16 protein-coding genes are annotated in these 16,067 nt (G+C 64.5%); 10 read left to right on the top strand and 6 right to left on the bottom strand.

Features of this window, described 5'->3' with window-relative positions; all coding sequences use genetic code 11:
* Positions 1-1,027 (top strand): DUF930 domain-containing protein (locus tag EOA22_RS07130; RefSeq protein WP_127389899.1); only part of this gene is annotated, 1,027 nt, incomplete at its 5' end.
* Here the strand turns inward: EOA22_RS07130 and EOA22_RS07125 are convergent.
* Entirely contained in the window at positions 1,024-1,698 is a 675-nt protein-coding gene (locus EOA22_RS07125) for an HAD family phosphatase (protein WP_024503715.1), read from the bottom strand. The genes EOA22_RS07130 and EOA22_RS07125 overlap by 4 nt on opposite strands.
* A gap of 94 nt (positions 1,699-1,792) precedes the next feature.
* Positions 1,793-2,434, bottom strand: a complete 642-nt coding sequence (locus EOA22_RS07120) for a hypothetical protein (protein ID WP_063169124.1) — start codon at positions 2,432-2,434, stop codon at positions 1,793-1,795.
* 196 nt (positions 2,435-2,630) lie between these two features.
* On the opposite strand from EOA22_RS07120, the gene EOA22_RS07115 reads away from it, so the two are divergent.
* The 5 genes from EOA22_RS07115 to ptsP all read left to right on the top strand — a co-directional run bounded on the left by EOA22_RS07115 (position 2,631) and on the right by ptsP (position 7,462).
* The gene (locus EOA22_RS07115; protein ID WP_013529327.1) at positions 2,631-3,068 is read left to right on the top strand and encodes a transcriptional regulator GutM; all 438 of its coding nucleotides are present in this window, start codon (positions 2,631-2,633) and stop codon (positions 3,066-3,068) included.
* Between the two features lie 88 nt (positions 3,069-3,156).
* The gene (locus tag EOA22_RS07110; protein WP_013529328.1) at positions 3,157-3,918 is read left to right on the top strand and encodes a PTS glucitol/sorbitol transporter subunit IIC; all 762 of its coding nucleotides are present in this window, start codon (positions 3,157-3,159) and stop codon (positions 3,916-3,918) included.
* 16 nt (positions 3,919-3,934) lie between these two features.
* Entirely contained in the window at positions 3,935-4,936 is a 1,002-nt protein-coding gene (locus EOA22_RS07105) for a PTS glucitol/sorbitol transporter subunit IIB (protein ID WP_013529329.1), read from the top strand.
* Between the two features lie 109 nt (positions 4,937-5,045).
* Entirely contained in the window at positions 5,046-5,426 is a 381-nt protein-coding gene (locus EOA22_RS07100; protein WP_013529330.1) for a PTS glucitol/sorbitol transporter subunit IIA, read from the top strand.
* 56 nt (positions 5,427-5,482) lie between these two features.
* Positions 5,483-7,462, top strand: coding sequence for a phosphoenolpyruvate--protein phosphotransferase (gene ptsP, locus EOA22_RS07095; protein ID WP_063169123.1), 1,980 nt, complete (start codon positions 5,483-5,485; stop codon positions 7,460-7,462).
* Positions 7,463-7,476: 14 nt separating this feature from the next.
* Here the strand turns inward: ptsP and EOA22_RS07090 are convergent, their stop codons facing one another.
* The gene (locus tag EOA22_RS07090) at positions 7,477-8,274 is read right to left on the bottom strand and encodes a hypothetical protein (RefSeq protein WP_063169122.1); all 798 of its coding nucleotides are present in this window, start codon (positions 8,272-8,274) and stop codon (positions 7,477-7,479) included.
* 156 nt (positions 8,275-8,430) lie between these two features.
* On the opposite strand from EOA22_RS07090, the gene EOA22_RS07085 reads away from it, so the two are divergent.
* Positions 8,431-9,441 carry a sugar-binding transcriptional regulator gene (locus EOA22_RS07085; protein ID WP_013529333.1) on the top strand — a complete coding sequence of 337 codons (1,011 nt, stop codon included), beginning with the start codon at positions 8,431-8,433 and terminating at the stop codon, positions 9,439-9,441.
* Here the strand turns inward: EOA22_RS07085 and EOA22_RS07080 are convergent.
* Genes EOA22_RS07080 through EOA22_RS07070 form a run of 3 tightly spaced genes read right to left on the bottom strand, consistent with a single transcriptional unit; the run spans position 9,428 to position 12,601 of the window.
* Positions 9,428-10,279: a TIGR01459 family HAD-type hydrolase gene (locus tag EOA22_RS07080; protein WP_063169121.1), complete on the bottom strand. Its 852-nt coding sequence runs from the start codon at positions 10,277-10,279 to the stop codon at positions 9,428-9,430. The genes EOA22_RS07085 and EOA22_RS07080 overlap by 14 nt on opposite strands.
* Positions 10,276-11,550: an FGGY-family carbohydrate kinase gene (locus EOA22_RS07075; RefSeq protein WP_063170348.1), complete on the bottom strand. Its 1,275-nt coding sequence runs from the start codon at positions 11,548-11,550 to the stop codon at positions 10,276-10,278. Before EOA22_RS07075 ends, EOA22_RS07080 begins: the two co-directional genes overlap by 4 nt.
* A 7-nt stretch (positions 11,551-11,557) precedes the next feature.
* Positions 11,558-12,601, bottom strand: coding sequence for a class II aldolase/adducin family protein (locus tag EOA22_RS07070; protein ID WP_063169120.1), 1,044 nt, complete (start codon positions 12,599-12,601; stop codon positions 11,558-11,560).
* A 192-nt stretch (positions 12,602-12,793) separates the two neighbouring features.
* Between EOA22_RS07070 and EOA22_RS07065 the strand changes: the two genes are divergently transcribed.
* The 3 genes from EOA22_RS07065 to EOA22_RS07055 all read left to right on the top strand — a co-directional run.
* Positions 12,794-13,570, top strand: a complete 777-nt coding sequence (locus tag EOA22_RS07065; RefSeq protein WP_013529337.1) for a DeoR/GlpR family DNA-binding transcription regulator — start codon at positions 12,794-12,796, stop codon at positions 13,568-13,570.
* Positions 13,567-14,946, top strand: a complete 1,380-nt coding sequence (locus EOA22_RS07060) for an FGGY-family carbohydrate kinase (RefSeq protein ID WP_063169119.1) — start codon at positions 13,567-13,569, stop codon at positions 14,944-14,946. The genes EOA22_RS07065 and EOA22_RS07060 overlap by 4 nt, the downstream gene beginning before the upstream one ends.
* Positions 14,943-16,067: sugar ABC transporter ATP-binding protein (locus EOA22_RS07055; protein ID WP_164755297.1), on the top strand; the 1,125-nt coding region annotated here is incomplete at its 3' end. The genes EOA22_RS07060 and EOA22_RS07055, both read left to right, overlap by 4 nt.

Here is a 16,067-nt window from a genome sequence, read left to right as displayed (position 1 = left end):
GCCCGTCAATGTCGCGATCGTGCCGCCGCCCGAGAAGCCCAAGCCGAAACCTGCTCCAAAGCCGCCGGAACCGACACCTGAAAAGAAGGCTGAAAAGCCGCCTGAACAAAAGCCGCCGCCGCCGAAACCGCCAGACGACCAGGTTCTGAAGCGCGTTTTCCAGTACGGCCAGAAAGATACCGGGCCGGAGAAATCGCTCGACGGAAGCAGCGCTAAACCCAACACGCCGTCGCCGGCCAAGGATGAGGCTGCAAAGCCGCCTGTCGCGCCGACACCCGTGCCGACGGAGCCCGCCCCGGCTGCAACGCCACAGCAGAAGGCAGACCCCAGCAAGCCTGACGAGAAGCCGGCCACCGTTGCGCCGGACGAAAAGCCCGCGCAAAGCGAGGAAAAGCAGGCGACCGAGGACACCGACAAACAGCAGCCGGACAAACAAGAACTCGCACCGCAACCTGACGAAAAGCAAGCCGTCGTGACGCCAAAGCCATTGACGGCTGAGACCGGTGACAAGCCGGCGCCTCCAGCTTCGACTGGAAAGGCAAAGTCCAAACCTGCCAAGACAATGACGTTCAAACCCGCAAGAGCTTTCAAAGCGCCGATCGGGAATGCTGGAAGGTCAAATCCCACCAACGACGACGTTGCAGGATCACCAATCTATTCCGGCCTTCCGGGCGTCAGAAAGCTTTACTCGCAAGGGGCAACCGGCAATGCGTTCGCTACAAGCTCCATGGAGAATGTGCCGCGCGGTCAGCGGGTGGCCACCCTTTGCGGCAACGTTCTGAGCCGGGAACTGCAAAGTGCCGACTATACGGTCAAATGGGTGCCAACCATTACGCTGGACAAAGGCAATGTTCTCAATCCTCCGCAGGCCGCCTTCAGCACCAGAAACGCTTGGTACAACCTAAATTTCCGATGCGAAGTCGACGCCGATGCGACGAGGGTCCTGTCCTTCAACTTCCGTGTGGGCTCACTCGTGCCGCCTGGCGAATGGGCCAGCCGTGGATTCACAAAGTATCGTCTAAACTAGGCCGGCACACCAAACCTAGCCAATTGCCGGCTAACTTCTTGCCAGTCGGCGCAGACGAAATCGGCACCGGCAGCCGTCAGCCGCGCGGCGTGCTCGGCATAGGTATGGCCGCCACCGGTGTAGCCGATCGCCGTCATGCCGGCGGCGATCGCGCCCTGGATGCCGAAGGGCGAGTCCTCGATGACGATGCAGTCAACGGGATTGGCGCCGATCTTGTCCGCCGCGAAGAGGAAGATGTCCGGCGCGGGTTTGCCGTTCTTGACCATCGAGGAACTGTAGATCGCATCGCCGAAGAAACGCGCCAGCCCGGTCACCGCAAGGCTGTGGTTTATGCGCTCGACGGAGGAGGACGAGGCGACACAGCGGTCGCCTGCAAGCGCCTCCAGAAAGGCAGTGATTCCCGGTGTCGGCTTCAATTCCTGCGAGAACAGCACCTTGGTCTCGGCCCAGATGTCGCCGTCCGCCGCCGCCGGAAACTGGTGGCCGGTCAAATCTTTGATCCTGGCGATGATATCGGACTGCTTCATGCCGATGCATTGGGCGATGACGCTGGTGTTGACGCCGGGCATGCCGTGCTTTTCGTAGACGCGCTCATAGGCGCGGGCGGCCAGAGGCTCGCTGTCGACAAGAACGCCGTCGCAATCGAAAATAATAGGCCTTGGTCGCGCCACGCGTTTCCCTCTCGAGTCAATTTTCGCACATCGCTATCGGCAAAAAGTCAAATGTTCAATAGCACGTGCGGTTTTGGGGGCGCGAAGAGCGGGCTCAAAGCTGGCGCAACGCATCGCTCGCACGGGAAGACACGAGCGCCCGTTGCATGGCTTGCCGGGACTGCGCGCGATCCGGGGTGATCCAGTTCGGTTCGGCGCCGAGAAAGCGGTCGAGGAAAGCCACCGCATAGGCCGGCATCTCGGTCACATTCTCGCGATAGGACCACCAGGTGCGCAAATCGTCGGCGCATTTGTCGATCCCGGGTGTCGTGCCGAATTCCTGCTCGTGGATCGCCGAAATCACCGAGACGCAGTAGTTGGTGTAGAGGAAACCCTCCGGCCAGAAGCGGACGATTTCCAGCGTGCCGGCGTTCGTTTCCGTCTCGATCAGCTGCGTGAGGCCGGAGATTTCCCTGGCCGGCGCCTGTTTTATCAGCTCACGCAGCACGAGGCCGGCGGCAAAGACGATGAAGTCGGCGCGGTCGATCGCGGCGAAGCGCTTCTGCCCCTCCATGATCTCGACCCAGTCGAGAAAGGCCCTGGTGAGCTTGGCCTCGTCGATCTCGAAGCGCACGCCGAACGTGTCCGAGACCACCTTGGCGCTGCCGCGAAAGGTGGCGCGGAACCAGCGCAACTGCCGCAGCCGATGGCGAAGATCGGGCATCAAGGCCAGTTCGTCCCTGAAGGGCAGGTCCATGTTTCCTCGTATCCTGTTTCCCGGTCAGCCTAGCACAAGCGCGCCGCCGCCGAAATCTGTCAGCGGCCCTGTGGATGACCGCTTCAGAGGCCAATATCATACATATTGACATTCTCGGAAACAAATGTTCTCACTTTGCTGTTGTCACGCGCCGGTCCAAGGTGCGATTCAACTGAGGCTTCGGGAGGAGAACCGAATGGCGATTTGGCAGTGGGGACTGCTTCTGCTGGTTATCGTGTGGGCGCTGCAGTCGCTCGGCGTCTGGCTGCAGATGCGGCATTATTCGGATGTCTTCAGGGGCGTCACCGACCAGTACAAGGACGGCTTCGTCGGAGCCGGCAATTTTCGCGGCCGGTTGGCCAAGGGCACCATCGCGCTCGTGGTGGTGACGCCCGATCTGGTCGTGCGCCGCCTGATGGTGATGAGCGGCCGTTCCGTCTTCACCAAGTTCAAGAGACATGAAGAATTCGAGGGTGTTCCCCTCGATCGACTCCGGTCCAACCCTGCAATCATGGGGGAGGGGGAACCCGGTGTGGCCGAGGCCGTGAAACGGGCGATCGAGCAGATCGACAAGACACGGTCGGAGCCGGGGAAGAAGCCGGGCCTGTCCGGTTTGAACGTAGCAAGGGCTTAGAGCCGGATGATTTCGGGCTCTAAATCAAAGGGATAGAGGACGCCGCGCACCGACTGGGATCAACCGGCGGGTGGCATAAGGAGGAGAAATGTCTGTATTTTCGTTGTTGGCGCAGCATGCCGACATGGCCGTGCACAATCTGCATGTCGCAGGTGCCATGGTTTCGGATGCCGCATTGCATGGCAAGCTCGCTGTCGAGCATGCCTCCGACCATCTCGTTGTCCTCGCACAAGCGGACAGCGGACCGATCACCGTCGATCAGTTCAAGGAAAAGCTGAAGGACGTCCAGCAGGAAGAGCAGCTCGGCTGGCTGACCGCCATCGGCAAGTACTTCATCGGCATCTTCCAGAAGGGCGGCGAGGTCTTCGCCGGCTTCGTCACCGGCATCATTCCGACGCTGGTCGTGCTGATGACGGCCTTCTATGCCGTCACCGAACTGGTCGGTGAAGAGCGCGTGCATGGCCTGGCGCGCGGCGCCGGCCGGATCGCGCTGACGCGCTACACGCTTTTGCCGCTGCTGGCGGTGTTCTTCCTCACCAATCCGATGGCCTATACGTTCGGATCGTTCCTGGAAGAAAAGCACAAGCCAGCCTTCTATGACGCGGCCGTGTCCTATGTGCACCCGCCGCTCGGCCTGTTCCCGCACATCAATCCCGGCGAGTATTTCGTCTGGGGTGGCATTCTCGTCGCGCTGCTGGAGCTGGAAAAGAAGGGCGTCGTCGTCGCCGGCTACCACGTCAAGGTGGCGATCTGGTACGCCATCGTCGGCCTCGTCGTCATCCTGCTCAAGGGCATGCTGACCGAACGCATCACCGCGATCATGGCACGCCGCCAAGGCGTCGAGCTGTAAGGGCGGGGAGGACATCATGGCCAAGACATATAAAGCCGTAAAAATCTCCCAGGGCAAAACCGGCTGGGGTGGCCCGCTCATCATCGAGCCGACCGAACAGCGCAGCAAGGTGGTTTCCGTCACCGGTGGTGGCATTCACCCGGTGGCGCAGCTCATCGCCGACATGACCGGCGCCGAGGCCGTCGACGGCTTCAGGGCACCGCCGATCGAAAGCGAGATGGCGGTTGTCGTCGTCGATTGCGGCGGCACCGCACGATGCGGCGTCTATCCGCGCAAACGTATCCCGACCGTCAATCTGACGCCGGTCGGTCAATCCGGGCCGCTGGCCCAGTTCATCACCGAGGACATCTACGTTTCGGGCGTGAAGCCGGCCAACATCACAATGGCGGACGGATCCGAAACGATCACGACTGCAGGGGGAGCAGCAGCGATGAGTTCAAACAACAATGCGACCGCGGCACCACAGCCGCTGCCGAGCGAAGGTGGGCTGATCGGCCTCATCAGCACGATCGGCCGCGTCATGGGACGTATCGTCGGCATCTTCTTCAATGCCGGCCGCCGCACCATCGACCAGGTCATCCGCAACGTGCTGCCGTTCATGGCCTTCGTGACCATGCTCATCGGTCTGATCCTGTATACCGGCATCGGCGATGTGCTGGCGCAGCCGATGGGTCCGCTGGCCAACAACATCGTCGGCCTGCTGATCATCTCGGCGATCTGCGGCCTGCCGTTCCTGTCGCCCATCCTCGGGCCAGGCGCTGTCATCGCGCAGGTCATCGGCGTCGCCATCATCGGCCCGCAGATCGCCAACGGCACGATTTCGCCGGCAATGGCACTGCCGGCGCTGTTTGCCTACAATACCCAGGTGGGCTGCGACTTCGTCCCCGTCGGCCTGGCGCTCGGCGAGGCCAAGCCTAAGACGATCGAAATCGGCGTTCCGGCGGTGCTCATCAGCCGCCAGATCATGGGTCCGGTCTCGGTGCTGATCGCCTGGGTCGTCAGCCTGATCGTGTTCTAAGGCAATTCCGGGAAAAGCGCACAATGCTTTCCCTTGGAAACTGCGTCAAAACAAAGAGATAGAGCGGTTCACCGCTCTAGGGAAAGTTTGAGAAAATGAGGTTCGCCATATGACGGTTCTTTTGAGAACACGGGTCACTGCCATCGGCCCCGAAGTGGCGGACCTTGCCGAAGGGGGCGTGGTCATCCTGTTTGCGGATGGCTCGCCGCCGGAGCTTGCCGAGGTTTCGGTGCTCCACAAGGCGGAGCAGGGACCAAGTGACGGAGCGCCCGCCAAGGGCGCTTCGATCACCCTCGGCCCGGTTGCCGCTGTTATCACAGCGGTCGGCTCCAGCGCGTGGAGCAAGGTGCTGGAAATGGGTCATGTCGTCATTTCGTTCAACGGCGCTACCGAGGCCGAGAGACCGGGCGAGATCTGTGCGTCGCAAGTCGATCCGCAAGCGCTCGTGGCCGCCCTGAAGACCGGCGCGATCATCACCATCGCCGCCTGACAGCATTCGCGCCGCGGCCCATGTTGGGAGCGGCGCCCAAAACCAGAGTATTTGCCATGGAACGCTCGACCATCGTCAGAGTGCATGAAGGTTTGCACGCCCGTCCCGCGACGCGGTTCGTGAAGCTCGCCAAGGGCTTCGAATCCGACGTCGAACTGATCAAGGACGGCAAGGCGGTCAGCGCCAAGAGTTCGGTCAAGCTGATGCTGCTGGCGGTCAAGGAGAACCAGGAAGTCACGGTGCGGGCGAATGGCGCCGATGCCATCGAGGCGCTCGAGGCGCTGATCGGCTATCTCGAGAATCCGCGGGCCGGCCTCGATGATGAAGCGGAAGCGCAGAGCCCAGCCAACGATGCCGGGCAGGAAGCGGCACCCGCGCCGGGATCCGTGCCGGCGGCACCTGGCGGGGCAAACCGCTTGCGTGGCGTGGCCGCCAGCGAAGGTTTCGCCATCGGCCCGGCCTTTGCGCATTTCCCACCCGATATCGCCGGACAGGGCCGCATGTTGCGGGCCGAGGAGATAAAAGGCGAGATCGACAGGTTCCGCACGGCTGTCGGCGCGGTCCAGGCCCGCATGGATCATGCGTTGGCGCAGGACAGCCTGTCGGCTGGAGACCGCGGCATCGTCGCCGCGCTGCGCGATATCGCCGCCGACGACAGCCTGACTGGTGAGGCCGAGGGCCTGATCAAGGGCGGCAACGACGCGGTTTCCGCCGTCATCACCGCCGCCTCCACCATTGCCGCCGAATTCAGCGCCGTCGACGATCACTATCTCAACGCGCGGGCAGATGATGTCCACGCCGTTGGGCGGCAGATTTGCCTGGTGTTGCTGGGCCAAGACGATGTCAGCCTCGAAAACATCCCCGAAGGGGCTATCCTGATCGCCGACGACATCGGCGCCTGGGATCTGGCACGCGCGCCGCTGAAGCGTATCGGCGGCGTGGTGTGCGGCCATGGCGGCGCCACCTCGCACATCGCCATCATCGCGCGCTCGCACGGCATTCCGGCAGTGCTCGGCCTCGGCGACCAGGTCAATGCCTTGCGTACCGCGCGAGACGTCGCGCTCGACGGCAATGCCGGCCATGTGATCATCGACCCCGACGAGGCGACCCGTGCCGATTTCGCCGGCCGCGTCGAAGCGGCGGCAAAGGAGCGCGCCGGGCTGACCGTCTTCAAGACGGTGACGCCGAAGCTCGCCGACGGCAGGATCATCGAGGTGGCGGCCAATATCGGCTCACTCGAGGAAATCGAAGCGGCGCAAGAGGCTGGTGCCATGGGCATCGGCCTGTTCCGCACCGAGCTTTTGTTCATGCGCCATATGCATCTGCCCTCGGAAGACATGCAGGCCGAGACCTATGCGGCGCTGGCCAAGGCTTTTGCGCCTTATCCGGTCATTGTGCGCACGCTCGACATCGGCGGTGACAAGCCGATTGCCGGCATCGAATTTCCCGACGAGGAGAATCCCTTCCTCGGCTGGCGCGGCATCCGCATGTGTCTCGACCGGCCCGACATCTTCAAGCGCCAACTGCGGGCGCTGCTGCGCGCAGCCGTGCACGGCAACATCAAGGTGATGCTGCCGATGGTGTCCGACCTCTCGGAGGTCAGGCAGACGCGCGTGCTGGTCGACGAATGCACGGCCGAGCTGAAAGCCGAAGGCGTGCCGCACGCATCATTCGATCTCGGCGTCATGATCGAAACCCCGGCCGCCGTGCTCATCGCCCCGGCGCTGGCCAAGGAGGTCGCTTTCTTCTCGATCGGCACCAACGATCTGACCCAGTACATCATGGCCGCCGACCGGCTCAATCCGACCGTCGCCAAGCTCAACGATGTCACCAATCCGGCCGTCATATCGGCGATCGAAATGACGGCAAAAGCCGGCGTCGCCGCCGGTATCATGGTCGGCATGTGCGGTGAGGCGGCCGGCCGTCCGGATCTGATTGCGACCTTCGTGAAGATGGGGCTGACCGAACTCTCGATGAGCCCGGCTTCGATCCAGCGCGCCAAGAAAGCGATCATGGCCATGGCCGCTGAAGGCTAGCCCAGGCCGGCTGACTACGGCAGATGGGCAAGCAAGGTGGCGAAGACCGGTGTCAGCTCAGCGATCGGGTTTGCCTTGGCGCAAGCCTGAACGATGCGATCGTGGCGAATATCCGCCGCCAGGATCGCGATCTCCAGCATGTCCGGCTCCGGCGCGCCGTCGCTGCCGGTGGTCGCCAGGCCGCAGGCCAAAGCGAGCGGCGCCAGGCAGCTTATGTCGAGCGCCCGGCCGCCCGCCGGCGTTCCCGGCACGGTCTCGGCAAAGCGAACGGGACGCTGATTGAGGCACTCGACCAGCAGCGCCGAGCAGGTGGCCGCGATTGCCTGCAGTCCGGCACCCGGCGCGGCCAATGCGGCCAGGAGATCGCCATGCCGCTTGCGCATCGTGGCATGGACGGCCGCGAAATCGGCTTCGTGGATGCGGGCATTGTCGATGTTCAGGCCGGCAAGCACCGCTTTGGTCAGATAATACATATCGCGCCGGAACAGGCGCTCGGCGTCCAGTTGGCGATCCTCGTTGCCGACCGGGAAATAGGTGCCGAGGCCCTTCACCGTGGTGCCGTCCACCTTGATCGGGCGCTCATGCGGGACGAAAGCTTCGGCGATCGACAGTGCTTCGTCGACGGCACTCGCGGCATGGCTGAGCAGGCCTTCGATGCCCTTGCCTGGAAACGGCGGCAGATGGCTGGTTGCTTCGCGCAGGATGCTGGCATCGCCGCTGCCGTCATGGCGGCTCTGGCGGATGATTTCGCGGACTTCCCGCAGCCGGTCCTTCAGATTGACGCGGACATCTTCGGAGATTTGTCGGAGCATCGCGGATCGCCTTGAAATTTGCTGCGGATAGCCGACCGGGGCAGCCGCCACTCTCTACATTGTTCCTATCGATAGGTAGATCAATAGGCGATACTAGACCAGCATGCAGAATCGGCGGCGGCGCCCTCGTCCGTCGCCGCAGGGGGAGAGACAGACTTGGGCAGACGACGACAGGGCGAAAGCGAAGACGGTCGAGGCGAGGCAACCGAGCAGGTCGCCAGCGAAAGCCGGACGGATCGCCTCAGGATTCGCGCCGCCTGGATGTATTTCGTCGAACAGATGACGCAGAACGAGATCGCCGACGTGCTCGGCGTCGGTCGCGTCACCATCGTGCGCATGCTGGCGGATGCCCGGGCGCGCAACGAAGTGAAGATCACCATCGAGAGCGAATTGTCGGAAATCGTGCGGCTTGAGCGCGCATTGGAGAAGACGTTCGGGCTGCAGCAGGCGCTGGTGGCGCCGCTTTCGGCAGCCGATGCCGATCCCATACCAGCGATCAGTGCCAAAACCGGCAGCTTCCTGTCGGACACGATGAAGTCCGGCATGCGGGTCGGTGTCGGCTGGGGGCAGACGCTGTTCTCGAGCCTGCCTTTCATCAGCGCCAAGTCGCTCACCGACTTCAAGGTGATTTCGCTGCTTGGCGGTGTCGGCGTCGTGCGCCGGGTCAACCCAGCCGAGTTCGCCTGGCGCTTCGCTCAGATATTCCAGGGCGACGGCTATCTGATGCCGACACCAGCCGTGGTCGACAGCGTCGAGACCAAGATCGCCCTGATCGAGCGCTGCGGCCTGCAGGAGATTTTCGAAATGGCCGACGTGCTCGATGCCGTTCTGCTGAGCGTCGGCGGGATCGCCTCGGCCACCACCTTCTCTCGTGGTGGCTTCCTCAAGGAGGCGGATCGGGAGGCCCTGCTTGCGCGTGGCGCCGTGGGTGACCTCCTGTTCCATTTCTTCGACCGCAACGGCGATCTGGTCGACCACCCCGTCAACAGCCACGTGATGTCGGTGGATGTCGACCGTCTGCGCAAGGCACCGATCCGCATCCTCACCTCCGGTGGCGAGGAGAAAACCGAAGCGCTGCTCGGCGCCATGACCCTCATCGCCCCAACCATCCTGATCACCGACGAGGAGAGCGCGCGGCGCATGCTGGAAGCGGTCAGCGGAAGCTGAAGCTGTCCATGATGTAGTCCGGCCAGGCCTGCTGTTCGTCGAAAACAGCGGCGAGATCCGGTGTGTCCGCCAGTATTCCGCTCAGCACCAGCGCGGTGGCGATGCCGGTGCTGTTTCCCCCCGATATGTCGTGTTCGACGCTGTCGCCGACGCAGACCACGGTGCCACGGTCCGGCTCGCCGGCCAGCGCCAGCGCGGCGTCGAAAATCGCCGTGTCGGGCTTGCCGATGCGGGTAACGCTGCCGCCCAGGCTTTCGTAGAGATCGGCCAGCCGGCCGGCGCCGAAGCGCGGGCCAACGGCCGTCAGCATGATGATGTCGGGATTGGTGCAGAAACACGGCACCCGCCGCTCCGCCGCCGGCGCGAACAGCCTGCGATAATGGTCAAGGTCAAAGCGGTCACCCTCGCTGGCCGCGATCAGCACCAGCTCGGCCTCATCGCCGGACCCGGTCAGCGCAAATGGCAGGCCTTCGATCGCGGAGCGGTCATTGTCGCGGCTGATCAGCAGGCATTTTGTCCCCGGGCGCAGCTTTCCCGACGCCGCCATCTCCCCAAAGGATCGCCACGCCACCTCGCCGGAAGAAACGAAATGATCCCAGCTTCCCGGTTCGAAGCCGAGTTTCATGAGCCGGCTTTCATTGGGTTGAGCCCGCCTGCCGGAGTTCGAAACCAGCACCACGGTCTTGCCGGCGCGTTTCAGCGCCGATAGCGCTGCCGCCGCGCCTGGATAGGGCCGCGTGCCGTCGTGCAGCACGCCGAACTGGTCGAGCAGGAACACATTATAGCGCTCCGCCAGCGGCCCGAGGCCGTCGAGACGTTCGATCGTTTTCGCGCTCATAGGAGTCCTGCCCGGCTTGCACCCATCAGCGCCAGCCGCGCCGTGCCGGCGGCGGCCTCGTCGGAAAGCGCGGGCAGGAAATCGACGCCGAGCCTGCGACGCCGGATTGCCGTCCAGGCCGGGTTCGCTGCCCCGCCTCCGACGCTCCTGACCGATATCAGCGTGGGCGCGCCGAGCTCGGCAAGCCTGTCATAGCCGAGCGCTTCGATCGCGGCGATGCCTTCGAACATCGCTTTCAGATAATCGGCGTCGTCCGCCGGCCGCGGCGCAAGGCGAGGCGGCAGCGCCGGATCGGCGATCGGAAACCGTTCGCCCGTGGCGGGAAGCGGATAGTAATCGAGGCCGGTGCCCGTCTCCGGGTCGATTGTCGCGCTGAGTTCGATGATACGGGCGAGCGGAAAGTGCTGGGCCAGCACCTTGCCGCCTGAGTTCGAGGCACCGCCCGCCAGCCAGGCGTTGCCGAGCCGGTGGCTGTAGATGCCGAAGCGCGGCGCCGAAATCGGCCGGTCGGACAGGATCTTGATGGTCAGCGAGGATCCCAGCGCAGTGACCCCGTCGCCGATCGCGGCGGCACCGGTCGCCAGGAACGAGGCGCAGCCATCCGTGGTGCCGGCGACGACGGCCACATCGCGCGGCAAGCCGAACAGTTCCCCGGCTTCCGCGGTGAGGGCGCCCGTGACCTCGCCCGGCACGATCACGCGCGGCAGCAACTCCATGCGCATTCCGGTCGCCGCGATCCATTCCGGCCAGCGGCGGGCCTCGACATCATAACCTGTCTTCAGGGCATTGTTCTCGTCGCTGACGTCGAAGCGGCCGGAGAAGTTTCCGGCAATCCAGTCGGCCTGATGCAGCACTGCCGCAATGCCCGGTAGATGCTGGAAGCGCAGGGCCTTGGCGAGGCCGGATGTCGCTCCGTGCGCTGCACTTGCAGCCGGCGCGGTGCGGGCGATCGCGGCCAGGATGTCGTCGTCATCGACCTTGTCGTTGTACATCAGCGGTTCGGCCAGCGGCAGCCCGGCGGCGTCGACCGGCAGCAGCGTGCCGGAGGTGCCGTCGACGGCGATGGCGCGGACCGCCGTGCGGTCGATGCCGGAAAGCAGCTCCGTCAGCGCCGCCTTGACCGCTTGCCACCACGCCGTGGGGGCTCGGCCATCGCCGCCAAACCTGTCGAGTGGAACGGCCGAATGCCCGGCTATGGAAAAATCAGGGCGCATGGCGACGGCGCGCGCACCTGATGTGCCAATGTCGATGCCGATGACAAGTGGCATCATGTCCATGCTAGCCGCCAGCCGCGTTGAGCTTCTGGCGATACTGCTCGGCGTCCCAGTTGACCAGCTCGTCATTCTCGGAAGCGGTGAGATAGTTCAGCCGCGCGGCGATATCGATGCGCGCCGTCACGTCGGCGAGGCAGCGTTGCATGGCATCGGCGCCGGCACTGGCGTCGCCGCGCATCAGCACGCCTGCGCCGGGAAACAGGATCGCCGCAGGCGACGTGCCCAGTCGTGCAACGACATCTGCCACGGCCTCGCCTGGCTTCGCCACGACGGAGCCCTGGCCGAGGAAGATGACGTGGTCCGGATAGAGGCTGCCGGCCTGCGCCATGCGGCGGCTCTCAGCGTCGAGCGCAACCGCATGCGCTTCGACATCGGCCGGCAATCTGTAGCCGCTGTCGCCGGCAAGCGCGGCCAAGGCGTCGAGGTCGGGTGCGGCGGTCGCGCGCGCCGGCCGGGCCAGCAATGACCTGATACGGCGCAGCAGAAGCTCCGCCCCGGCGACGGTTTCGGCAGCGACGACCAGCCCGTGATTGCCAAGGATCAGCACGTCGACACCAGGCCGCAGTTTTTCGGCAATGCCGCGTGCAAGCGGCAGGCCGGGCCGGAAATAGGGCACATAGGCCCATTCGATGCCATCGAGCCGCTTGGCGACCTCGGCCTCGCCATCGGCCTGCACGGCAAGCGAGATGGTGTCGACGCAATGGACATGCAGAACGACGCGCTGCGGCATCAAAGCGTGCACCGTGGTCTCGATCGATGGCCGCAGGCCGCGCGGGTTGAGCGCTGCAATGGTGAAACCCTGCGGCTGGTCGGCGGCGCGATCGCGCTGTTCGACGGCTTTCAGCAGCGGCGCCATCGCCACCGGCACCATGATGTCATCGACGAGCGCGTCTTTCAGCCAGGTGCCGGAGGCCTTGATCCACAGCGTGTCGCCGGCTTTCAGCGAGGTGTTGCCGCCTGCCGCCTGGGTGAGATGCGGGCTCCGCCCTATGCTGGCCGAAAGCGCCCGCAAGGCCGCCAGTTCCTGCGCGTCAGCTTCGGTCGCCATGGCGCTTTTCCTCCAACGGCTCGGCCGTGTCCTGCGCGAAATCCCGTTGCCGGGATCGAATTGGCGCTGATATCGCAGAAACGAGTGATCTACGTCAATAGTGATCTACTGTCATCAAACACGCTTGCAATCCGACTAATGTTGAGTAAGTTACGCCAATTGCCATGGAAAATGGCATCCGGGAGGAAAGAATTGAGCGACTCCGGCCGTCAGCGTCAGATCGTCGAACTGTTGCGGGATCGTCCGTTCGCTTCGGTGCGCGAGTTGCAGGAGCGGCTTGGCGTTTCAGCCGCGACGGTCAGGCGCGATATCGACAGGATCGACGAGGCCGGCGAAGCGCGGAAGGTCTATGGCGGCATCTCGGCGCTCGACGGCGCTTCCCAGGCCGGTGTTGCCTACGCCAGGCCCTACGACGAGAACCGCGACCTTGCGGTCGAGGCCAAGCGGCAGATCGCCGCTCTCGCGGCGACCATGGTGCGCGACGGCGACGCCGTCATCGTGCATGGCGGCTCGACCTGCTTCCATCTGGGCGTCAAGCTCGCCGAGCGCAACATCCGCCTCTACACCAACTCGATGCCGCTGGCGGCCTATCTCAGCGACCACGGCCATTGCAGCCTGACGGTTGCGGGCGGTGATCTGCATCGCGAACCCGGCATCATCCATTCGCTCAGCCAGGCCGTGCCCTTCTATGCCTCCAAGTTCTTTCTCGGCGCGCAAGGCCTTGGCCAGGAAGGCGTGATGGAATCGCACCCGCTGCTGGTACGCTCGATCGTCGATCTCAGCCTTTGCGCCGACCAGATCGTGGTGCTGGCCGACAGCCGCAAACTGTCGATCCACGCGCGCAATGTCGCGCTGCCGCTTTCCCGCATCGGCACGCTGGTCACCGACGACGGTCTCTCCGACGCCGATGCGCGCATGCTGGAGGACGCCGGCGTCATGGTGCGGATAGCCTCGGGAGCCATCCAGTGAAGGTGGCTGTCCTCGATTTCGGCAAGACCAATTCGAAGCTGTTCGTCTTCGGCCAGGACGGGCGGATCATCGACGAGCGCCGGACACAGCCGAAATGGATGCGCCAAGGCGGCTTCAGCGTGCTCGACGAGGCGGCGCTCCACCATTGGGCGCTCAGCGCCGTTGCCGATACGGTCGACGGTCATGGAGTGGAAGGGGTCATGGTGTCGGGCCATGGCTGCACCTTTGCCTTGGTCGACGAAGCGGCGCTGACGCATCCGATCCTCGACTACGAGCAAGAGCCGCCGGCCGAGATTGCCGCGCGGATCGATCGCCGCATTCCGGACTTTTCGGAGACCTTTTCGCCGCGGCTGCCGCTCGGCTTCAACTACGGCCGCCACATGCTGTGGCTGCAGGAGGTCGATCCCGACGCGTTCGCTACGTCGAAATCGATCCTCGGCTATCCGCAATACTGGAGCTGGCGCCTTGGCGGGCGGGCGGTCTCGGAAGTGTCCTATCTCGGCTGCCATTCGCATCTGTGGGCGCCGCGGAGCCAGGACTTTTCCTCGCTGGTCGACGCGCAGGGCTGGCGTGACCGGATGCCTGGCTTCGAGCGCGCCGGCACCGTTATCGGCGAGCACCGCCTCGGCGCTGCGGCGCGACCGATCGCCATCCACAACGGCGTCCATGATTCGAATGCGGCGCTCTATGCCTATCGCCGGCAGGAGCTTGGCCCGGTCACCGTCGTTTCGACCGGCACCTGGGTCGTCGTGCTCAATCCGGATTGCCCGCTCGACACGCTCGACCGGGATCGCGACATGCTGGTCAATGTCGATGTCGGCGGCGGCCCGGTGCCGACCATTCGCTTCATGGGCGGACGCGAATTCGCAACCATCAGCGGCGGCTGGCAAGGCGAGATCGCCGGTCCGGTGGTGCAGCGGGTGATCGATGCCGGCATCATGGCGCTGCCGAGCTTCGCGCCAGGCGGGCCGATGCCCAGTCAGTCCGGCCGGCTGGTGGGGCGCATGCCCGATGCCGGGGAACGCGCGGCCACCGCGCTGCTCTACGTCGCGCTGATGGTCGATCTGTCGCTCGACCTCATCCATTCGAACAACACGGTGATCGTCGATGGCGGGCTGAACACAGGCGGTGTGTTGGCCGGACTGCTGGCGCAGTTGCGTCCCGGCCAGGCTTTCCTGCAGGGCGCCACGCTGGAGGGCAGCGCCACGGGTGCAGCGGCGCTCGCCTTCGAGAGCGTCGGGCGCGAATTCGCCGCCGAAGTTCCAGAGCCGGTGCACGCGTCGCGTTTCACCGGGTTGGCAGGCTATCGCAGCAACTGGCGTGACGCCACGATGGACCAGAGCGTCGCCGGTGCGGCAGTGGGAGGCGCGCGATGAGTGCGATTGCCCAGGCTGAGACGGCGCGCCAGCCGGTGCTGGAGATGCGCCACATCTCCAAGACGTTCGGCGCGATCCGTGCCTTGCACGATGTCTCGCTCAGCGTCCATGCCGGGGAGCTGCACGCCCTGATGGGCGAGAACGGCGCCGGCAAGTCGACATTGATGAAAGTGCTTTCAGGCGCCTATCGGCCGGATGCCGGCGGCGAGATCCTGATCGACGGCATGCCGGCTGCGACCGGCGATCCGATCAAGGCGCGCGCCAGCGGCGTCGCGGTGATCTATCAGGAGCTGTCGCTGGCGCCCAATCTGACGGTGGCGCAGAACATCTTCCTCGGCAACGAGCCGCGACGCTTCGGCATCGTCGATCGCGACCAGTGCACCCGGCGCGCCAGCGAGATCATCAAGCGGCTCGGCGTTTCCTTTTCGGCCCGCGACATGGTCTCCAGCCTGTCGCTCGGCGAGCGCCAGCTGGTCGAGATCGCCCGCGCGCTATCGACCAATGCGCGCATCATCGTCATGGACGAGCCGACCACGTCGCTGACCTCGCGCGAGACCGACCGGCTGTTCGAGGTCATCGCGACGCTGAAATCGCAAGGCATCGCCATCATCTACATCAGCCACCGCATGGAAGAGGTCTACCAGCTTGCCGACCGCGTCAGCGTGCTGCGCGACAGCGGTTATGTCGGCACGCTCGAGCGTGCCGACCTCAGTGCCTCGCGCCTCGTCTCGATGATGGTCGGCCGCGATTTGTCGGCTTTCTACAAGAAGGATCATCGGCCGCCGGATGAAAAGCGCGCGGTGGCGCTCTCGGTGCGCGCCATGTCCGACGGCCGTCTCCTGAAAAACTGTTCGTTCGACCTGCACAAGGGCGAGGTGCTGGCGCTGGCGGGTCTGGTCGGTTCCGGCCGCACAGAGCTTGCGCGGCTGATCTTCGGCGCCGACAGGCACATTTCAGGCACGCTGGAACTCGACGGCAAACCTGTAACCATCGGCTCGCCGCGCGAGGCGCTCGATGCCGGCATCGCCTATCTGACCGAGGACCGCAAGGAACTCGGCCTGTTCCTCGACATGTCGATCTCCGACAATATCAGCATGGGCGTGCTGGCGCGGGATTCGCGC

The sequence above is a fragment of the Mesorhizobium sp. M7A.F.Ca.US.014.04.1.1 genome (assembly GCF_003998745.1).
GTDB classification, from domain to species: domain Bacteria; phylum Pseudomonadota; class Alphaproteobacteria; order Rhizobiales; family Rhizobiaceae; genus Mesorhizobium; species Mesorhizobium ciceri.
Note: the sequence above shows the minus strand (reverse complement) of the source record. Positions and strands in the feature narration are given on the sequence as shown.